Genomic DNA, 19,740 nt, shown 5'->3' with positions numbered 1-19,740 from the left:
AGGTTAAAGGGCTCTTTTTTCATTGGGAATGACTAAACAATCAATCTCTATATACCTAGCATAACGCCGATGGTGTAAGTATTCAGATCAGGCCCTTTATCTTTCTCAAACATCGAGAATGGAGCATAGTAACCATATACACTAACATCCCTTATCCCAACTTGCAACCTCAATCTCATATCTATAGGACGTATATTCAGATCGCGCCCCATATTCACGACTTGCTTCTTATCGTTTTCATAATATTTAACTTGCGATTTGGAATAGTATTTGAAGAAGCCCACTACCCCGCCGGATATATGAAAATCTGATACCTGATATTCCAACAAGAGAGGAATAGTTATGTAATATGCCAATAGCTTTGTCGATTTATAATTAACACCCTCCGGAGCAGGAACAAAAGACGTAACGCCATTCACTTGAGTCAAAGCGGCGTTGTCATCAAAATGATAACGAGACCATTCTGTTCCTATTCCACTAACAAATAACCAATTGGTTTTTCCGATCTGCTTATGAAAATCGAAAAGGTTGACTGTGAAATTATGAGAGCTACTCATTTTCAATTTTCCAAAAGGAATATCTTTGTCACTATAGTTCATAAATCCCATACCGAATCCTGTCCAGTGAGAACTCAAACTTTTTCGTTTATTCCACGAAAAGATAAAATTGTAGGTCGATCCATTGTAAAGAACACTGCTCTCGTTATCATCCTTCGGTATTAACTCCTGAGTTTCTGTCATAGATACAATAACGGTATCTCCTGTATTCCTATTTATCTCCTTGATGATCTGTACTGTTTTTACTATCGTATCCTGCAATACAATCTCATCGGCATTTGCGGATATTACAACAAAACAAAAAGCTAAGAACACAACTATTTTTTTCATATTTCTATTGTATTTTTAAACGTTTATCATTCACATAAATAAAAAGATCTTTCAATTTTTTCAGCTCCGAATCGAGCCTTGCAGGTGGGAAGTTCCCTTTCAGATAAACGATTGTTATCTTATCAGGTTTATTCTTATACAAAATATATTCACCTGTTTTGCCCGATTTGTCTTTGCCTACATAATATGTCCCCGACTCCACTTTTCCATTTTTCTTAACCTCCGATACTATCACATTTTTATCGATATCAAGTTTCAGGAGATTGAGAACATCTCTTTCTTTGGCTACATCATTATTCATAATGAGGCTTTTGTAAAAAGTAATATTACTGCCCTGTGAAAGTATGTCGGACGATAGTTGTACGAGCACTGATCCCTCTTGTTTGCCATATTTGTCAAATATGCTTTTTATATTCAGGTGATCTTGTGCTAAAGCAGACATGGATACAATCTGCAATAAACAATATAACATCAACACTTTATATTTCATAATTTTCTAATTTATTCAGTAAAAGAATCCAAAATCCCGATTTGGGTGCTCACCACATCATTATCGACTTCTGATACAACGCGAATAGAATTGAGTGCAGCAACACTGACCTCAGCCTCATCCGTAACTTTCTCACCATCAACATATACAAATGTTCCGCCCATATCATTGCCAACCGATACTGAATTGAATGATCTGATGCCTATTATCAATAATATACTAGCGGCAACACTTATCCATACATAAAAAGGTATTTTCTTCTTTTTCCTTTCTACGGCAACCTCTTTTCTTTCTGCTGAAAAATAGTTGAACATAGGTGCATATACCTTATGCCGATCTTCGATCTCGGACTGACGAAAATAATTTCGTAAGATACTTTCCTCTTTCAGGGTAGTTTGCCCCTCAAAGTATTTTTCTAAAAGCAAATCTATATCACTCATCCTATTTTCGTATTACATTATTCATACTCAAAAATTTGTCTCTAACAGCCTTACGTGCCCTCGAAAGGTTTACCCTTACAGTACTTTCCTCTGAGCCTATAATTGCTGCGATTTCGCCCAATTCATATCCATCTACATCTCGCAATGTTATAATTTGGCGTTGAGTTTCGGGCAAAGAGTCGATAATATTCCTGATGATCAACACACTGTCTTGTTGTTCAGTAAATGTATATGGAGTTATCGAATTTCCGGCAATGGATATACCATCGAGCGAAACATTATGCCTCTCCGCCCTCAACTTATCAATACATATATTTTTCAACGTCTGCATTGCAAATCCACCAACATTAGGATGATTGCCCAACTGAGATCGCTGATTCCATAACCTCAAAAAGGTTTCCTGAACAGCATCCTCAGCATCTACCTCATTAGCCAGCATATTCTTTGCAACATTCTGCAGCTTGTTGCGTAGAGGTACAACATCCGATTTGAACTTTTCTAACTCCATGTATCTAGATAACGAACCACACTGAAATTTGTAACATAAAAAGTAACATTTTAATTATATCACCAAAAACGCCTCAATTATCACCTTGCCAAAAAACCAACATAACAAACACATATACAATAGTATACAAAGAAATTAAAAATAAAAAGATGACAAAAGTGACACTTATTTCACTCTTTTTACTTGTCACTTTTCTGTTACTTTTTTATAAGCGACTTACTTATATAAGACAAATTTATTTATAAAAACATTACAACCGACGAATTAAAAGAATTTGATTAGAGCATTTAAAAATAATATTTAATCATTTGATTAAATCAATATTTTAATTTATGTTTGCAGCTCGATTAAGAAGTAAAAGGAATACATCACAAAATGGAAAAAGATATTTCGACAGAAGAAAAAATAAAAAATGCAGCCCGAAAAGTATTTCATGAAAAAGGATATGGGCAAGCCCGAACACGCGACATAGCAGAAGAAGCGGGAATAAACCTTGCCCTGCTCAATTATTATTTCAGGAGTAAGGAAAAGCTCTTTGATATAATTATGAAAGAAAGCTTACAAGAAATGTTTGGACTAATAGTAAATCTTGTAAACGCAGAAGATATTAATCTTTCTGATAAGATAGACATGATTGTTGCGCGCTATATAGATTCTATCTCAAAGAATCCAAATTTACCCCTATTTGTACTAAGTGAAATACAAGCCAATCCTCACAAAATAATAGAAAATGTGGGGCTTAAAGGAAAATCTATCGCAAATAATTTCCTATTTAAACAGATACAGGAACAAATAGACAAAAAAGGGATAAAAGGAGTAACACCACTTCAGATTTTTATAAATATAGTATCTATGTCCATTTTTCCTATCGTAGGAAAGCCCTTATTAATGAACTTGCATGCTCCTTTCGGAGAAAAAGAGTATGAAATATTCATAGAAGAACGAAAAGCATTAATTCCACAATGGATAAAAATGATGCTTCAAATAGATGAATAATAGAATAAGTATGAAAAAATCATTAATCATCATCACATATTCGCTTTTCTTTTCTGCAATGGCTTTTGCTCAAAGCACACTTACCATAGAGCAATGTCAGCAAATGGCAAAAGAAAATTATCCGCTTATAAAACGGTACGGGTTGATTGAGCGGTCGAAAGAGTATAATCTCTCAAATGCCGGAAAAGGCTATTTACCTCAATTCTCATTATCGGCTAAAGCCTCTTATCAATCGGAAGTGACAAAAATTCCTATTGATATTCAGGGCATAGATATCAAAGGGCTGAGCAAAGATCAGTATTCTGCTACAATAGATGTTACCCAAACGATATGGGACGGAGGCGTAATAAGCAGCAAAAAAGATATCACAAAAGCATCATCCTATGCTGAACAAAAACAGCTGGACGTTGATATGTATAAGATAGTCTATCAGGTAAATCAAATGTACTTTGGCATCTTACTCCTCGATGCAAGGTTGAAGCAGAACACACTTTTACAAGAAGAGTTACAACGAAATTTTGACCTGATATCAAGCTATATAATCAATGGAATAGCGAATCAATCAGATTTGGATGCGATAAAAGTGGAGCAACTGAAAACTGTACAAAATAAGGCGCAGATCGTTTCCAATAAAAAAGCTTATTTAGACATGCTAGGTATTCTTATCGGGCAAAAGCTAAACGAAAACATCATCTTGCCAAAACCAAATGCCGACAACTTGACCATATCATCGCAAGTAAAACGACCTGAGCTCGAGTTGTTCGACGCACAATTAGTAAATCTAGAAACGCAGAAGAAAGCAATAAAAGCCGGTTATATGCCCAAATTGGGACTATTTCTCACAGGTGGGTATGGAAAACCCGCACTGAATATGCTCAATAATGATTTCTCGGCATACTACATCGGAGGAATACGTTTGTCTTGGAATTTTGGAAGCTTGTACACACAAAAAAACGACAGAAAACTAATAGAAACGAATAAGGATAATATTGCAACTTCACGAGAAACATTTCTTTTCAATACAAGTTTGGAAACCTCTCAAGAACAAAACGAAATAAACAAAAATAAAGACCTGCTAAAATATGATGACGATATAGTCACCCTTCGCAACAATGTAAAGCGGGCAACTGAAGCAAAGGTGACAAATGGAACATCAACCGTCATTGACCTCATGCGTGATGTAAATGCAGAAGATCTTGCAAAGCAAGACAGAATACAACATGAGATAGAATTGCTTCAAGCTATTTACAATTTAAAATATACAACAAACAATTAAACAAGAAGTAAGAAACAACGATATACTTTTCTCTCTACATCAAATGAAAAATAATATATGAAAACAATAAAAAATATAGTTTATGCAAGCATCATACTCTTGCTTACAGCTTGTGGAAAAGGAAATGGAGACTATGATGCATCCGGCGTTTTTGAGACTACTGAGGTAATTGTATCAGCCGAAGCAAACGGAAAGATTATGCAGCTCAATTTCATTGAAGGGCAACAAGTAGAACAAGGAAAGCCTCTCGGGTATATAGACACCGTACAATTATATCTAAAAAAGATGCAATTACTGACTAATACTAGTGCAGTAAAGAGCGGGCGTGTAGATGTACCCAGACAGATAGCAGCTATAAAGCAACAAATTGCAACCCAGAAAAACGAGCAGAAACGATTCGAGAACTTGGTAAAGGCAAACGCTGCAAACCAAAAGCAATTAGATGATATAAATGCACAGATACTTGTTCTTGAAAGGCAGTTAACTGCACAAACGGAATTATTAGAAAATTCGAATAAAAACATATCGGAACAAAGCTCTGGGCTGGAAGTGCAGGTAGTCCAAATAAATGATCAGATACAGAAATCTATTATCAGCAGCCCTATCAATGGGACTATCCTGTCTAAATATGCAGAACAAGGAGAACTCGCAACACAGGGAAGAGCTTTATTTAAAGTAGCAGATATCGAACACATGTTCCTTCGGGCATACATTACAGCAAGCCAGTTGACACAAGTGAAAATAGGACAAGCCGTAAAAGTATATGCAGATTTTGGAGAGAAAGAAATGAAAGAATATTCAGGGACTATAACCTGGATATCGGATAAATCAGAGTTTACGCCTAAAACAATACAGACTCGTGACGAACGAGCCAACTTGGTATATGCCGTAAAAGTAGCTGTAAAGAACGATGGATATCTAAAGTATGGAATGTACGGAGAGTTAAAATTGAATTAAAACACAAAGTTATGTTGAAAGAGTTGATAAATAGTGACACAAAACTTATTTGTGATACGCTTGCCGAAAAAGGGATGCTTACGATACATGATCTCGAGGTAATAACAGGCTATAGAGAAATGTATATTTATCTGGCTCTTGGATGGTTATCTAAAGAAAATAAGATTAACTATGTGGAGAAAGATGATGACTTGTACATTGAATTGAATGCATAAAATATGAAAGCTGTTTCAGTTCAAAATATAAAAAAAAGCTATAAATCTGTACAGGCTCTCAACGACATAAGCTTCGATGTAGAGCAAGGAGAGATATATGGCATTATAGGACCCGATGGCGCCGGCAAAACAAGCCTTTTCAGGATACTTACTACCTTGCTGCTTGCAGATAGTGGCAATGCCACGGTAGATGGTTTGGACATTGTGAAAGACTATAAAGAAATACGGAACAGAATAGGCTATATGCCGGGAAGATTCTCGCTCTATCAGGATTTAAGCGTGGAAGAGAATTTAGAGTTTTTTGCTACGGTATTTAATACAACCATACAGGAAAATTATCACCTGATAAAAGATATATACCAACAAATAGAGCCTTTTAAAGATAGAAAAGCAGGAAAACTATCCGGCGGTATGAAACAAAAGTTGGCATTGTGCTGTGCATTGATACATAAGCCTGCCGTCCTATTTCTGGACGAGCCTACTACAGGAGTAGACCCTGTGTCACGGAAAGAATTTTGGGATATGCTTAAGAAGTTAAAGGAGCAAAATATTACGATACTTGTATCCACTCCATATATGGACGAGGCTAAGCTCTGTGATCGTATAGCTCTTATTCAAAACGGGTCTTTCCTCGATGTAGAAACACCACAGAATATAATAAAACGATATCCGGAAATATTATGGTCTGTACAGTCTGATGATATGTATAAACTCCTAAAAGACCTCAGAAATCATAGTATGATAAAAACATGTTTTGCGTTTGGAGAAGTACACCATATCACAGTAAATAAAGATTTCTCTATAAATGAACTGAATAAATATCTCGCAAACAGCGGACATACGGGCATTGATATACACGAAATAAAACCAAGTATAGAAGATTGTTACATGCTATTGGCTCAAAACGAAAAACAATGAACGAAACGGTTATACATACAGAAAAACTGACAAAGAAATTCGGAAATTTTACAGCTGTAGATAATATATCTTTTAGTGTAGAAAAAGGTGAAATTTTTGGATTCTTAGGAGCTAATGGTGCGGGCAAAACCACAGCCATGCGTATGCTTTGCGGATTAAGCTATCCAAGTTCGGGGAAAGGCTTCGTAGCCGGATACGACATCTCGAAGCAACAAGAAGCAGTGAAGAAGAGCATCGGCTATATGAGTCAAAAATTTTCTTTGTACGAAGACTTGAAAGTATGGGAAAACATCAGGCTATTTGGAGGAATATACGGAATGAAAGAAAAGACTATTGAAACTAAAACCGCCCAAACGCTGGAGGAACTGGGCTTTGCAAAAGAACGGAATACACTGGTAAAGGAATTACCGTTGGGTTGGAAACAAAAGCTTGCTTTCTCTGTGTCTATATTCCATGAACCCAAAATTGTATTTCTGGACGAACCCACAGGTGGAGTAGATCCCGCTACCCGCAGACAATTTTGGGAACTGATATATCAGGCTGCCAACAGAGGAATTACCGTATTTGTTACAACCCATTATATGGACGAAGCCGAGTATTGCAATCGTATTTCAATTATGGTAGATGGCAAAATAGAAGCGTTGGATACACCAAAGAATCTGCGTCACCGGTTCAATGCCAAAAATATGGATGAAGTTTTCCAACAACTGGCACGAAAAGCAAAACGCTCTGATAATTGATATTATGAAACAATTTCTCTCTTTTGTAAAAAAAGAATTCTATCATATATTCCGCGATAAGCGCACTATGCTGATCTTGCTGGGAATGCCCATTGTGCAAATCATTATATTTGGCTTTGCTATAACCACAGAGCTCAAAAATACAGAGATTGCAGTATTCGACCTCTCGAAGGATATTTCAACACAGCGCATCATCGAACAACTTGAAGCAAGCGAATACTTTACAGTCTCGCAAGTTTTGAATAGTTCCGATGATATTGAACAGGTTTTCAGGCAAGGAAAAGTAAACATGGTAGTTGCATTCGGTGAAAATTTCAACAACAACTTGTTACACACAGGAGAGGCTTCTATACAACTTATAGCCGATGCTACAGACCCCAATCAATCGCTTATGCAAACAGGGTATGCTACAAATATAATAACATCGTATCAACAAGAATTGATGCGTGAGCATAACGTTCCTTTCCGCATAGTACCCGAAGTAAAAATGCTGTATAATCCTCAGTTAAAAGGCGCATACAATTTCGTACCCGGCGTTATGGGACTTATCCTTATGCTGATATGTGCCATGATGACATCTATAGCCATTGTACGCGAAAAAGAAATGGGCACAATGGAAGTTTTGCTCGCTTCGCCGATAAAGCCTATTTATATCATTCTGGCTAAAGCAGTACCATATTTTACGCTATCGGTAGTGAATCTCACTTCAATATTGTTATTATCATATTTCGTCCTCAAAGTACCTGTAGCCGGAAGCTTGTTTTGGCTTGCTGCAATATCGTTCATATTTATTGCGGTAGCACTTTCGCTGGGGCTGTTTGTATCTACTATTGCAAATACGCAAGTAACAGCGATGCTGATTTCGGGAATGGGTTTTATGATGCCCGTCATGTTGTTATCAGGTATGATATATCCGATAGAAAGTATGCCTGAAGTACTACAATGGATATCAAATATTATTCCTGCTAAATGGTATATCGATGCCATAAAAAAACTGATGATACAGGGCGTAGGTGTCGAATTTATATTGAAAGATATGGCTATTCTCTTATCTATGTTCATATTACTGATTACAATAAGTTTGAAAAAGTTTAAAGTTAGATTAGTCTGATTATCATGATAAAATTTTTGATCGAAAAAGAGTTTAAACAGATTATGCGGAACTCATTTCTTCCGAGATTAATCATAGGCATGCCAATTATGATGATGCTCATTATGCCTTGGGCTGCCAATCAGGAGATAAAAAACATTAAGCTAAGTATTGTAGATAATGATCATAGCACTTATTCCGAAAGATTAGTCCGCAAGGCAACCTCATCCGGATATTTTCATCTTACGGATGTCTCTCTATCGGGTGATAAAGCTTTGCATAGTATCGAGTCGGGTAAAGCAGATGTTATACTCGAAATACAAACCGATTTTGAGAAAAACCTCGTAAAAACAGGAGTGGCTAATGTTATGATATCAGCAAACACGGTCAATGGCGTGAAAGGCTCACTAAGCTCTTCATATATGGGTGCTATACTATCCGATTTTTCATCGGATATCAGAGAAGAATGGTCTCCCAAAAGAGAGGGTGCAGCATTACCCCTTATCAACGTCGTCCCTCAGTACAAATTCAATCCTAATTTGGATTATAAAGTATTTATGGTTCCGGCATTGATGGTAATACTACTTACACTGCTAACCGGCTTTCTACCGGCACTAAACATTGTGAGCGAAAAGGAAATGGGTACAATAGAGCAGATGAACGTAACTCCCGTAAATAAATTTACATTCATTTTAGCAAAGCTTATTCCGTACTGGGTTATCGGATTCACGGTGCTTACTATCTGTTTTGGGTTCGCAGCATTTGTCTATAATATATTACCCGTTGGCAGCCTGTTGACAATCTATCTTTTTTCGGGAATTTATATTCTGGTGGTATCCGGATTCGGACTGGTTATCTCCAACTATTCAAATACCATGCAGCAAGCTATGTTCGTGATGTTCTTTTTTATAATGATTCTGATATTGATGAGTGGTCTGTTTACTCCAATAAGCAGTATGCCCGAATGGGCTAAGATTGTTACGATCTTCAATCCTTTGAAGTATTTCATACAAGTGATGCGAATGGTTTATCTCAAGGGTAGTGTATTTATGGACTTAACCACACAGATGTTTGCATTACTGGGATTTGTAGTTTTTTTCAATACTTGGGCTATTATCAGTTATAAAAAGACAAACTAAAAAAGTAGTAGGAGGCTTATTATCTCAACAAATCTCCTACTTTATCAACCTATTTTAACATTCAAAATGTTATTCTATTTTTTCCATAATTTTTCCATATCTTCTAACGTCTTACCTTTTGTTTCAGGTAAACGTTTCCATACAAATAATGCAGCAATAACGGCAAGTGAGCCATATACCCAGTATGCAAATCCGTGATTGAACATAGTTACTAATGTATCGTTCTTGTCCATGATAGGGAATGTCCAAGAAATTAAGAAGTTTGATACCCATTGTGCAGCTACAGCAATAGACATCACACTCGAACGCACCGAGTTAGGGAATATCTCTGCGAGCATAACCCAACAAACAGGCCCCCATGACATAGCGAAACCGGCTGTATATGTAAGCATAAACACAAGTTTCAATGTACCGGGTAATCCTTGAGAAAAAGATGTTCCCAAGCCAAGCATAGATACTGCCATCACTAAAGCTCCTGTAATCAACAGCGGCTTACGTCCGAATTTATCAACAGTCATAATAGCCAATACTGTAAACGACAGATTGATAATACCTACTATGATAGTTTGTAACAGAGCCGAGTCTGTACCCGATCCCATACTCTTAAATATTTCGGGAGCGTAGTATAACACAACATTGATACCCACAAATTGCTGAAATGCAGATAACAATACACCTGTCATTATAATCAGGAATCCGTAAGATTTAACAGGAACATACAATGCTATTACAAAGCTGGCTATCATAGAGATTTCCAATGCACTTGAAACTCCGACCAACGATAGCGAAATAAGACCCACAACAAATAAGATAAGCCATGTCATCATAAAACGATAATATGGTTTTAAAGATGCTGTTTCTTCATTATCAAAACTTTGTCTTATCTCTACCATTTCCTGCTTAGCCATTGTGCTACCTACAAGCTTGGTAAGAATACCTTCTGCCTTTGCGGTGTGACCTTTCATCACAAGCCATCTTGGTGTTTCGGGTGCAATAAACAATAACAAGAAGAATATGACTGATGGAATAGCTAGCGAAGCAAACATCCATCTCCATCCTGTTGTATGAAGCCACTCTGTGTCTCCTTGTTTTGCTATAAAATAATTTACAAAATATACTACCAACATACCAAATATAATGGCAAACTGATTGAGCCCTACAAGGCTACCTCTCTTGCTGGGAGGTGCTATTTCTGCGATGTACATAGGAGAGACCATCGAAGCTATACCAACTCCTACACCACCGATTATACGATAAAAAACAAAATGATATACAAAAGAGTGATCTCCTGCACTAGGCATCTGGAAACCTATTTCAGGCCATGCAGACCCAATTGCTGCTAATAGAAACAAAATAGCCGCAGCAAACAATGCTTTTTTACGTCCAAAAGTCTGACTTACCCAACCTGCCATAGCCGCACCAAAGATACAGCCAATCAGAGCGCTACTTATCACGAAGCCTTCCATTGCATTGGCCTCGTTCAATGATAATCCCATCGGCTCTATAAAAAAGTGCCGGAGCGACTCTACCGTACCTGAGATAACTGCCGTGTCGTAACCGAACAGCAATCCACCCAGTGTGGCAATCAGTGTCAGTTTTAGCGTATATGATTTACTCGCTTCATTTTTCATTGGTCAATAATTATTTAAGGAACAAAGGGATTGTTTTAAAAGCAATTTATATTTTCTAGTTGCCATGTTGAACGAAGTGAATTGAAAAATCTTCGTTACACTCAGAATGACAAAAGTGAGGAACTTTTGATAAGAATGCTATTACTTAAAAAAAACAATCCCTAGTTATATGTTTAGATATACATATTTACAATAGCCTCATAAAGCTCTTGCTTACCGCTTATTTGCTTAGGTTCGCCAACTTTATGTGCAATTGTGCGTAAATCTTCAAGAGTTAACTTGCCATCTTCAAAAGCTTTACCATCTCCACCATCGAATGAAGCATAACGCTCTTTACGTAATTTGTTGTAATCTGAGCTTTGAAGAATATCTGCAGCAACCAATAAGCCACGTGCAAATACATCCATACCCGAGATATGAGCAATAAACAAATCGTCCATATCTGTAGAATTACGACGTATCTTAGCATCGAAGTTCACACCACCATTTCCTAATCCGCCATAAGGTAACAATACCAACCATGCATGAGCAAAATCATAGATATCGAGAGGGAACTGGTCTGTATCCCAACCATTCTGATAATCTCCGCGGTTAGCATCGATACTACCCAATAGACCCGCATCAGCAGCAGCCTGCAATTCGTGTTCGAATGTGTGACCTGCAAGAGTAGCGTGGTTAACCTCAATATTCACTTTGAAATCTTTGTCTAAACCATAGTGACGAAGGAAGCCGATAACAGTTTCTGTATCGAAGTCATATTGGTGTTTAGTAGGTTCCATTGGTTTAGGTTCGATAAGGAATGTACCTTTGAATCCTTGTTTGCGAGCATAGTCACGAGCCATTGTCAACATTTGAGCCAAGTGATCTTTTTCACGCTTCATGTCGGTATTCAACAAGCTCATATAACCTTCACGACCTCCCCAGAACACATAGTTAGATCCGCCAAGAGCGATAGTAGCATCAATAGCATTCTTTATTTGAGTTCCCGCACTTGCAACTACATTAAAATCAGGGTTTGTTGCAGCACCATTCATATAACGTTCGTGGCTGAAAACATTTGCTGTACCCCAAAGAAGTTTTACTCCCGAAGCTGCTTGTTTTTCTTTTGCATAGTCTACTATTATATGCAAGTTCTTTTCATATTCTGTCCAAGAATTCCCTGCATCTACCAAGTCTACATCATGGAAGCAATAATAGTTGATTCCCATTTTGGTCATGAATTCGAAAGCTGCATCCATTTTATATTTTGCACGGCTGATAGCATCGTCTCCGATATTCCACGGGTGATGAATAGTTGCTCCACCAAATGGATCGCCACCATTAGCACATAGTGTATGCCAATATGCCATTGCAAAACGAGTCCAATCTTTCATTGTCTTTCCCATTACCACTTTGTTTTCGTCATAAAAACGAAATGCTAACGGATTTTTACTTTCTTTTCCTTCAAATTTGATTTTTCCAATACCGGGAAAAAATTCTTTTGTTCCTTTTAAAATTTCCATGATTATAGTTTTTATTTTAAATGATTAATAATTTTATTTTTTAGTTACAAGATTACGCCATTGTTGATATGCCTCTCTATATTGATCTCTCTTATCTTTCTCAGGTTCTATGACTGCTAATTTTTCGAGAGAAGCAAAAGCTTCCTGAGGTGTGGCATAAAGCCCTATACCAATACCGGCTCCTTTAGCTGCTCCGGCAGCACCATCTGTATTATACAACTCGATAGTCACATCACTTACACTGGCTAGTGTTTGCGAGAAAATCGGGCTTAGAAACATGTTCGCATATCCGGCTTTCACGGTAGAAATATTCATACCCATCTCGCGCATAATTTCCATACCATATTCGTAAGAGAACACGATACCTTCTTGTGCTGCACGAAGAATGTCTTTCTTGTCATGAATATTAAAATTGATTCCATGTATCGAGCAATTAACATCCTTATTTTCCAATACACGCTCGGCTCCATTACCAAAAGGAATAATACTAATACCTTTCGCTCCAATAGGTGATTGAGCAGCCAGAGCGTTCATTTCGCTGTACGATAAGCCTTCAAGAGCCAAATTTCGTTTCAGCCATGAGTTAAGAATACCTGTTCCGTTGATACAAAGCAGCACTCCAAGTCTGATTTGTTCCGGCGTATAATTAACATGCGCAAAAGTATTTACACGCGATAGTTTATCATAGTTCAGCTGATCCAACACTCCATATACGACACCCGATGTTCCGGCGGTAGAAGCTATTTCGCCCGGCTCAAACACATTGAGAGAAAGAGCATTGTTAGGCTGATCACCTGCCCGATAAGAAACCGGGATACCTTCTTTTAATCCAAGTTCTTTGGCTGCCGAAGATGAAACATAGCCTTGTATTCCAAAAATAGGTTTTATCTCAGGGAAAAAGCTCTTCGGTATTCCATAGTGATTCAGTACATCTTCGGATAACGTATTTGTCTTAAAATCCCAGAAGATACCTTCTGACATTCCCTCGATAGTAACAACAATATCATTTGTTAATTTCATCCCGATATAATCACCCGGTAGCATCAGTTTATCTATTTTTTCATAGATATGAGGTTCATTTTCCTTTACCCATGCTAGTTTAGATGCAGTAAAATTACCCGGAGAGTTGAGCAAATGACTCAGACATTTTTCCTCACCGATGGCTTTAAATGCCCTTTCGCCATAAGGTACAGCACGGCTGTCGCACCATATTATAGAGGGACGGAGTACATTCTTATCTTTATCTACAAGAACTAGTCCATGCATTTGCCAGGTAATACCGATAGCTTGTATATCGTCTCCTTTTGCCCCCGACTTTTGCATCACAGATTGATGTGCAAGTTTCAGGTTTGCCCACCAGTCGGCAGGTTCTTGTTCTGCCCATCCCGATTTTACAGCTGTAATTTTCATTTCCTCTTTCGGAAAAAAGTCTGAAGCAACAATTTTACCTGTACTGGCATTTACCAGACAAGCTTTTACCGAAGAGCTACCAATATCATATCCTAATAAATACATGATAGATGAGTGTTTTTATGTTTTTTAAATCGATTATATACTTGTTTTCAACTTATTATAAGCCTTTTTGTCAAATTTATAATAACGGGCCGCACGATGAGATACATCTTTTTGTTTCTCCTCCAAAGGAATAACATAACTCATAGCTGCTACCTTCTTATGGAAATTGCGTATATCAATTTTCTTATTATATATTGCTTCATACAGTTTATGCAACTGACTTATCGTAAACTTCTGAGGTAAAAGCTCAAAAACTATAACAGGATTGTATTCTATCCATCGGCAGATCTCTACGAGTGATTCTTTCACAATCTGATTATGGTCAAATGGCATTTGTGGTATTTTATCAATCGGACACCATTCTGTTTGCTTATATTTCGAAACATTATTCAATTTCCTATCCACCTTACAAAGAGATAAATACGCAACAGTAATCAGGCGATTGATATTTGGCTGATAAGCCGTGTCGAGCCACTTTCTATCATCCGGGTTATTGGATCTGCCCGGTGAAGCAAAACAACGAAATTGCTTTAACGACATCCTCTTTATCCCTGTAAGCTCAAATAATACACGATTTGCAGCGTCATCCACATCTTCTTGATCATATATAAGGCTTCCGGGAAGTTTCAGGTCTTTTTTCCTTCTTTTATCAGTATTACGCTGTACCAATAATATATTCAACTTGTCGTTCTCGAATCCGAACACAACGCAATCGACAGAGACATAAGTGTGAATGAAGTTTATTTTCATGGCAATCCGGCTATAAAACTTATTGTACTAAGTACAAATATATAACTTCATTTTAAAACACAACAATAATACTACACTAATTTTTAGTTAAATATTTGTATTACAATTAATTACATATCATACATAGTACAATAAGAATAAGGTAGATATTGTAATTTACACATTAATAAACACCTATTAATAAATACGTTACACGAAAACAAATTAACATATAAGCCCGAAAGCCTATATGTTAATTACCACAATAAGATGTTTAAATAAAAAAGTATATTATTTGCTATTTATTTCTATAGAAGCTTGCTTCAAATTAGAAGAGGTCGCTTTTAATATTATCTTCCCTGCCTTTTTATGAGACTGCACAACAGCCAAAGCTTTTCCACTAAACAGTTTTCTTGAAGGCTTTTTCAAAGAATTCGGATCAGTAGGATCTCCATTATCAGTTCCGGCTATAAAACCATCTCCTTCTATCGTAAAGTTTATAAGATTATCAGCTACAGGAACAGGATTACCTTCTGCATCCAAAGCCTCAACCGTAATAAAAGATAAATCTTTCCCATCAGCTTTTATTGTCTGCCTATCTGCTGTAAGCTTTATGGAAATAGGATCACCTGTTGTTTTAACTTCCCTTGTCAGCACTTCTTTTCCATCTTTATAAGAAACAGCTTTCAGAGTACCTTTTTGGAAAGGAACACGCCAAAAGACATGATATACATCTTTTTCTTTGGCTTTCTTGCCTAGAGACAAACCGTTCAAAAACAACTCTACCTCATCAGCATTATTGAAATATGCCCATATATCTACAGTTTGCCCCTCTTTCCAATTCCAATGCGGAAAGATATGAAGAACATCCTTATTTGTCCATTCACTCTGATACATATAATATATATCTTTAGGAAATCCAGCAAGGTCAATTACTCCGAAATAGGAACTGCGAGACGGCCACCAGAATGGAGTAGGCTCACCCAAATAGTCGAAACCTGTCCACAGATAGACACCCGAAATATGATCATAGTTTTTCACGAGTCTCCATGTATCTTCGTGAGTGCTCCCCCAAGGTACATGACAATTATCATATGATGAACAATGATGCACAGGACGTTCGAAAGGCTTATCCCATCTCTCGGGCCAAATGTTCATACTATCGGAAGGCATTTCGTAATATCCACGAGACATTAGTCCCGATGTAGACTCTGTAATAATCAGCTTTTGATTCGGAAATTTCTCATGAAAATTCACCCAATTATTTTCATGGTAATTGAAACCGATAATATCCATCGCACCCGATCGGAAGATATGATTGGATGGTTCTGTTTCATTATTTCCTGTTGTAATCGGTCGTGTAGGATCAAGCTTTTTGGCAATATCAGCCAGCTTTATAGTCAAAAGAGAATTTACGTGAAGCTCTTTTGCGTCAATATCTTTTTTGTTTAATGTATTGGCAAAATTTAAGACCATGTTAGCCTGTTGCAAATCTAATGTATCGGCATTTATATGAGACCATTGTTCGAGAATTTCATTTCCTATACTCCACATGAAGATAGAAGGATGATTGCGATCACGAAGAATTAGATCGGTCAAATCCCGTTCGTGCCATTCGGGGAAATATTGAGAATAATCGTACGGTGATTTCTTCTTTCGCCACATATCGAAAGCCTCATCCATAACGATGAACCCCATTTTGTCGCACAAGTCAAGCAATTCTGGGGCAGGTGGATTATGAGAGGTACGAATACCATTACATCCCATCTCTTTCAGAATTTCGAGCTGACGCTCAATAGCCCTGGTATTAACGGCTGCTCCTAAGAATCCTAAATCGTGGTGATTGCACACTCCTTTTATCTTTATAGATTCGCCATTAAGAAAGAATCCTTTATTCGGATCGAAAGAAAAATAGCGAATACCTAACGGAGTTTCATATTCATCTACAACTTTCCGATTTTGCTCTATACGGGTTACTATTTTATAGAGATATGGATTGTCTATCGACCATAAGATTGGATTTGAGACTTTCAAACTTTGGTTCATAGAAATATTTTCTCCAACACCAACACTTTCTGAATTATTTATTCCAGCAATCTCTTTTCCATCTTTATCTATCAGGATAGAATATAGTTCAAATGTTTGACTAAGATCTGATGAATTTTTTATATTCGTTTCTATTTTAATCTCGGCATTATCTTTTGTTACTTTAGGTGTAGTTACATAAGTACCCCAAAGATCAACATGTAAAGCATTTGTAGTTACTAACCTCACATTACGATAAATGCCCGATCCCGAATACCAGCGTGAATTCGGCTGTTTCGAGTTGTCTACACGAACAGCAATAACATTCCTTTCTCCGACTTTAATATATGGAGTCAAGTCGTAACGAAACGAAATATATCCATTGGGACGCTCTCCCAAAAGATGTCCGTTTATCCACACTTTACTGTTCCAATAGATACCATCAAAATCGATATATACATTCTTTCCTTCATCGGATTTATCTACCATAAAGTCTTTACGATACCAACCTATACCACCCGGTAATGCTCCACCTCCGGGAGTAGCCGGATTCTTTAGTGAGAAATCTGCTTCTATACTCCAGTCGTGAGGAAGATCAAGAATTCGCCACTTTGCATCGTCATATTGAGCATTATATGCTATAGAATCATCTCCCAGATAGAATTTCCAACCTTCGGTAAAGTCTACATTTTCTCTTACTTTCTTTGACGAAGAACACGAAAAGAGAACTGTACAAATAAAAAGAAATAGATAATGTTTTTTCATGTCTGATATTATAATCCTTAAATTTAGAAATAAAGGTCGGAAGATACATATCCGACCTCTATCAATTTCAACCTTAAAAAACCCATAAAAACCAATAAAGATTTCACAATCTTTTTCTACACTTTATTTCCCTGCGCTAATAATAGCATTAATAGCATCTGTATGTACTTGCTCTCCGGTAGTTCTATTGAAGAGACCGGAAGCTTTATCACCTGTAGGACCATTATCCCAATAAACAGGAATCAGTCCATTCTGAACTGCCACTTTAGTTATATAATTCAGATAGTAATTACGAGCCTTTACATGATTTGCATAATCGGCAGTACTCAACGATGCTCTTAATGTTGCAGCATATTCACCTAAGATTACAGGGATTCCCTTATCTACAAAATTTGTTTTAATTTTTCCAAATTGCGTATCAGCCCAATCTTCTTGTCCCCATGTGGAGACTCCGGCACCTGAGAAATCTTTACCCCAGAGGAAAATTGTATTTTCTTCAGCTAATGTAAAATCGTAAGGGTCATAGTAATGAACTTCTGCCATGATACGATTGGCTGTAGGATCTGTAGGCATTTTCATATAGTTTACTGCATAGTCTATATTCGTATTGTATGACTGAACAATAAGGTTACGCCAAGTATTTTTTCCTCCGGTAGAACGCACTGCATTAATAAATGTCTGGTTGTATGACTGCTGTACTTCTATATTTTCTGCCGATGGGGTATTATAATTGGCATGAACTTCGTTTGTCCCTGCAAAAAGAAGGTGTTCGTCATAGTCACGGAAATAAACAGCAATTTGTTCCCACAATGCCTTTTGCTTTTTATTTACTTCGACCTGTTTGTCGTAGGTTGGATTTTCTTCAAGCCAGCCACCATCCCAATGGATATTAATTATTGCATACATATTGTTATCAATACAATAGTCTACAACTTCTTTCACTCGAGCAAGTCTTGCATCCGATATTTTATATGTAGTCTGATCTTCGATATATGCATTCCACGCGCATGGTATACGCACGGTATTAAATCCGGCTGCTTTTACTCCATCTATCAAAGCTTTAGACGCCTTTGGGTTGCCCCATGTTGTTTCTCCGGCAGTAGTTCCATCTGTCGCTTCGAGCGTATTGCCTAAATTCCAGCCAAGTCCCATTTTTGCAGCAAGAGCCGGAGCATCGTTATTCATTCCTGTCTTATCAGCCACAATATTCAGACTTGTTGCTGCTTGAGCAATTGTAACTGTTTCTGACAAATTACCGACTTTGAATACAATAGTACCTTCTCTTTCAAAAATATTCTTGTTAGGAGCAATAAGAAAAACTTCGGAAACGTCCGAAACTGCTTTCGTTGAGGATTTTGTAATCCAATCTCCATTTATTACTATTTCGTGAGAGCCTGATGTTTGTAGCTCGACAGTTATATTTTCTCCTTCTGATTTTACATCATATATATTCTTCTTTACAACAAGTAGATTTGTCAGAGCCTGTGTAACGGCTACTTCCTTTTTTATATTTCCGGCAGTTATTGTCAAGGTCGCATTCCGAATATCTGTTGTGGTATTAGCCTGAGCTGACACAGTGAGTTTTATAGTCCCTGTTCCTTCTCCGGATGCAGGCAAAACAGTACACCAAGACTCAGAACTAGCTACAGTCCATTTTTGGTTTGTCTTTATATGTATGGTATTATCTCCACCATCTTTTGTGAAAGTCAGATTATCTGTTGAAACAATTAACTCCGGATCGGGTTTATCTTCGTCGCCGGAACAACTCCAGTTAGCTATACTCACACCTAGACATAACAATAATAAAATAATATACTTTTTCATATTTTTTTTATAATAGAAAATAAGCTATCAATAATGATCAGCCTAATTCCCTGTTTTAATAATAAGAATCTGGACAATATTTTGTATTATCCA

At 37.1% G+C, this 19,740-nt stretch carries 18 protein-coding genes; 8 read left to right on the top strand and 10 right to left on the bottom strand.

Going from position 1 to position 19,740, the window contains the following annotated elements:
- Nucleotides 1–47 precede the first annotated feature (47 nt).
- Genes BGO84_RS12420 through BGO84_RS12405 form a run of 4 tightly spaced genes read right to left on the bottom strand, consistent with a single transcriptional unit; the run spans nt 48 to nt 2,325 of the window.
- Entirely contained in the window at nt 48–887 is an 840-nt protein-coding gene (locus tag BGO84_RS12420) for a hypothetical protein (RefSeq protein WP_291029576.1), read from the bottom strand.
- 4 nt (nt 888–891) lie between these two features.
- The gene (locus BGO84_RS12415) at nt 892–1,377 is read right to left on the bottom strand and encodes a hypothetical protein (protein WP_135103881.1); all 486 of its coding nucleotides are present in this window, start codon (nt 1,375–1,377) and stop codon (nt 892–894) included.
- 11 nt (nt 1,378–1,388) lie between these two features.
- On the bottom strand, nt 1,389–1,817 hold the full coding sequence (locus tag BGO84_RS12410; protein ID WP_291029574.1) for a hypothetical protein: 429 nt from the start codon (nt 1,815–1,817) through the stop codon (nt 1,389–1,391).
- 1 nt (nt 1,818) lies between these two features.
- On the bottom strand, nt 1,819–2,325 hold the full coding sequence (locus BGO84_RS12405) for an RNA polymerase sigma factor (RefSeq protein WP_291029557.1): 507 nt from the start codon (nt 2,323–2,325) through the stop codon (nt 1,819–1,821).
- Nucleotides 2,326–2,700: 375 nt separating this feature from the next.
- Between BGO84_RS12405 and BGO84_RS12400 the strand changes: the two genes are divergently transcribed.
- From BGO84_RS12400 to BGO84_RS12365, 8 genes are read left to right on the top strand one after another with little or no spacing between them, the layout of a single operon-like run.
- Nucleotides 2,701–3,321 (top strand): TetR/AcrR family transcriptional regulator, encoded by a 621-nt coding sequence (locus BGO84_RS12400; protein WP_291029554.1) that lies wholly within the window; start codon nt 2,701–2,703, stop codon nt 3,319–3,321.
- Between the two features lie 10 nt (nt 3,322–3,331).
- The gene (locus tag BGO84_RS12395) at nt 3,332–4,597 is read left to right on the top strand and encodes a TolC family protein (RefSeq protein WP_291029552.1); all 1,266 of its coding nucleotides are present in this window, start codon (nt 3,332–3,334) and stop codon (nt 4,595–4,597) included.
- A gap of 57 nt (nt 4,598–4,654) precedes the next feature.
- The gene (locus BGO84_RS12390) at nt 4,655–5,554 is read left to right on the top strand and encodes an HlyD family efflux transporter periplasmic adaptor subunit (protein ID WP_291029549.1); all 900 of its coding nucleotides are present in this window, start codon (nt 4,655–4,657) and stop codon (nt 5,552–5,554) included.
- A gap of 11 nt (nt 5,555–5,565) precedes the next feature.
- Nucleotides 5,566–5,769, top strand: coding sequence for a winged helix-turn-helix domain-containing protein (locus tag BGO84_RS12385; protein WP_006842497.1), 204 nt, complete (start codon nt 5,566–5,568; stop codon nt 5,767–5,769).
- Between the two features lie 3 nt (nt 5,770–5,772).
- Nucleotides 5,773–6,687, top strand: a complete 915-nt coding sequence (locus BGO84_RS12380) for an ABC transporter ATP-binding protein (RefSeq protein ID WP_291029547.1) — start codon at nt 5,773–5,775, stop codon at nt 6,685–6,687.
- Nucleotides 6,684–7,427 carry an ABC transporter ATP-binding protein gene (locus tag BGO84_RS12375; protein WP_291029545.1) on the top strand — a complete coding sequence of 248 codons (744 nt, stop codon included), beginning with the start codon at nt 6,684–6,686 and terminating at the stop codon, nt 7,425–7,427. Before BGO84_RS12380 ends, BGO84_RS12375 begins: the two co-directional genes overlap by 4 nt.
- Before the next feature lie 4 nt (nt 7,428–7,431).
- The gene (locus tag BGO84_RS12370; protein WP_291029591.1) at nt 7,432–8,538 is read left to right on the top strand and encodes an ABC transporter permease; all 1,107 of its coding nucleotides are present in this window, start codon (nt 7,432–7,434) and stop codon (nt 8,536–8,538) included.
- Nucleotides 8,539–8,543: 5 nt separating this feature from the next.
- Nucleotides 8,544–9,656, top strand: coding sequence for an ABC transporter permease (locus BGO84_RS12365; protein ID WP_291029543.1), 1,113 nt, complete (start codon nt 8,544–8,546; stop codon nt 9,654–9,656).
- A gap of 74 nt (nt 9,657–9,730) precedes the next feature.
- Here BGO84_RS12365 and xylE read toward each other — a convergent pair whose 3' ends face one another.
- The 6 genes from xylE to BGO84_RS12335 all read right to left on the bottom strand — a co-directional run bounded on the left by xylE (nt 9,731) and on the right by BGO84_RS12335 (nt 19,647).
- On the bottom strand, nt 9,731–11,287 hold the full coding sequence (xylE, locus tag BGO84_RS12360) for a D-xylose transporter XylE (RefSeq protein ID WP_283686323.1): 1,557 nt from the start codon (nt 11,285–11,287) through the stop codon (nt 9,731–9,733).
- A 173-nt stretch (nt 11,288–11,460) separates the two neighbouring features.
- On the bottom strand, nt 11,461–12,789 hold the full coding sequence (gene xylA / locus BGO84_RS12355) for a xylose isomerase (RefSeq protein WP_291029541.1): 1,329 nt from the start codon (nt 12,787–12,789) through the stop codon (nt 11,461–11,463).
- 33 nt (nt 12,790–12,822) lie between these two features.
- Entirely contained in the window at nt 12,823–14,304 is a 1,482-nt protein-coding gene (locus BGO84_RS12350; RefSeq protein WP_291029539.1) for an FGGY family carbohydrate kinase, read from the bottom strand.
- Nucleotides 14,305–14,337: 33 nt separating this feature from the next.
- Nucleotides 14,338–15,054: an NUDIX domain-containing protein gene (locus BGO84_RS12345; protein ID WP_135103868.1), complete on the bottom strand. Its 717-nt coding sequence runs from the start codon at nt 15,052–15,054 to the stop codon at nt 14,338–14,340.
- Between the two features lie 270 nt (nt 15,055–15,324).
- Entirely contained in the window at nt 15,325–17,823 is a 2,499-nt protein-coding gene (locus tag BGO84_RS12340) for a glycoside hydrolase family 2 TIM barrel-domain containing protein (RefSeq protein WP_291029537.1), read from the bottom strand.
- Nucleotides 17,824–17,946: 123 nt separating this feature from the next.
- Nucleotides 17,947–19,647, bottom strand: coding sequence for a cellulase family glycosylhydrolase (locus tag BGO84_RS12335; RefSeq protein WP_291029535.1), 1,701 nt, complete (start codon nt 19,645–19,647; stop codon nt 17,947–17,949).
- Between the last annotated feature and the right edge of the window lie 93 nt (nt 19,648–19,740).

The sequence above is a fragment of the Dysgonomonas sp. 37-18 genome, from assembly GCF_001899125.1.
Classification (GTDB): domain Bacteria; phylum Bacteroidota; class Bacteroidia; order Bacteroidales; family Dysgonomonadaceae; genus Dysgonomonas.
Note: the sequence above shows the minus strand (reverse complement) of the source record. Positions and strands in the feature narration are given on the sequence as shown.

Bases quoted from the DNA above. Each gene is read 5' to 3' on its own strand.
- BGO84_RS12420 (WP_291029576.1), bottom strand. From the start codon at position 887: ATGAAAAAAATAGTTGTGTTCTTAGCTTTTTGTTTTGTTGTAATATCC.
- BGO84_RS12415 (WP_135103881.1), bottom strand. From the start codon at position 1,377: ATGAAATATAAAGTGTTGATGTTATATTGTTTATTGCAGATTGTATCC.
- BGO84_RS12410 (WP_291029574.1), bottom strand. From the start codon at position 1,817: ATGAGTGATATAGATTTGCTTTTAGAAAAATACTTTGAGGGGCAAACT.
- BGO84_RS12405 (WP_291029557.1), bottom strand. From the start codon at position 2,325: ATGGAGTTAGAAAAGTTCAAATCGGATGTTGTACCTCTACGCAACAAG.
- BGO84_RS12400 (WP_291029554.1), top strand. From the start codon at position 2,701: ATGGAAAAAGATATTTCGACAGAAGAAAAAATAAAAAATGCAGCCCGA.
- BGO84_RS12395 (WP_291029552.1), top strand. From the start codon at position 3,332: ATGAAAAAATCATTAATCATCATCACATATTCGCTTTTCTTTTCTGCA.
- BGO84_RS12390 (WP_291029549.1), top strand. From the start codon at position 4,655: ATGAAAACAATAAAAAATATAGTTTATGCAAGCATCATACTCTTGCTT.
- BGO84_RS12385 (WP_006842497.1), top strand. From the start codon at position 5,566: ATGTTGAAAGAGTTGATAAATAGTGACACAAAACTTATTTGTGATACG.
- BGO84_RS12380 (WP_291029547.1), top strand. From the start codon at position 5,773: ATGAAAGCTGTTTCAGTTCAAAATATAAAAAAAAGCTATAAATCTGTA.
- BGO84_RS12375 (WP_291029545.1), top strand. From the start codon at position 6,684: ATGAACGAAACGGTTATACATACAGAAAAACTGACAAAGAAATTCGGA.
- BGO84_RS12370 (WP_291029591.1), top strand. From the start codon at position 7,432: ATGAAACAATTTCTCTCTTTTGTAAAAAAAGAATTCTATCATATATTC.
- BGO84_RS12365 (WP_291029543.1), top strand. From the start codon at position 8,544: ATGATAAAATTTTTGATCGAAAAAGAGTTTAAACAGATTATGCGGAAC.
- xylE (WP_283686323.1), bottom strand. From the start codon at position 11,287: ATGAAAAATGAAGCGAGTAAATCATATACGCTAAAACTGACACTGATT.
- xylA (WP_291029541.1), bottom strand. From the start codon at position 12,789: ATGGAAATTTTAAAAGGAACAAAAGAATTTTTTCCCGGTATTGGAAAA.
- BGO84_RS12350 (WP_291029539.1), bottom strand. From the start codon at position 14,304: ATGTATTTATTAGGATATGATATTGGTAGCTCTTCGGTAAAAGCTTGT.
- BGO84_RS12345 (WP_135103868.1), bottom strand. From the start codon at position 15,054: ATGAAAATAAACTTCATTCACACTTATGTCTCTGTCGATTGCGTTGTG.
- BGO84_RS12340 (WP_291029537.1), bottom strand. From the start codon at position 17,823: ATGAAAAAACATTATCTATTTCTTTTTATTTGTACAGTTCTCTTTTCG.
- BGO84_RS12335 (WP_291029535.1), bottom strand. From the start codon at position 19,647: ATGAAAAAGTATATTATTTTATTATTGTTATGTCTAGGTGTGAGTATA.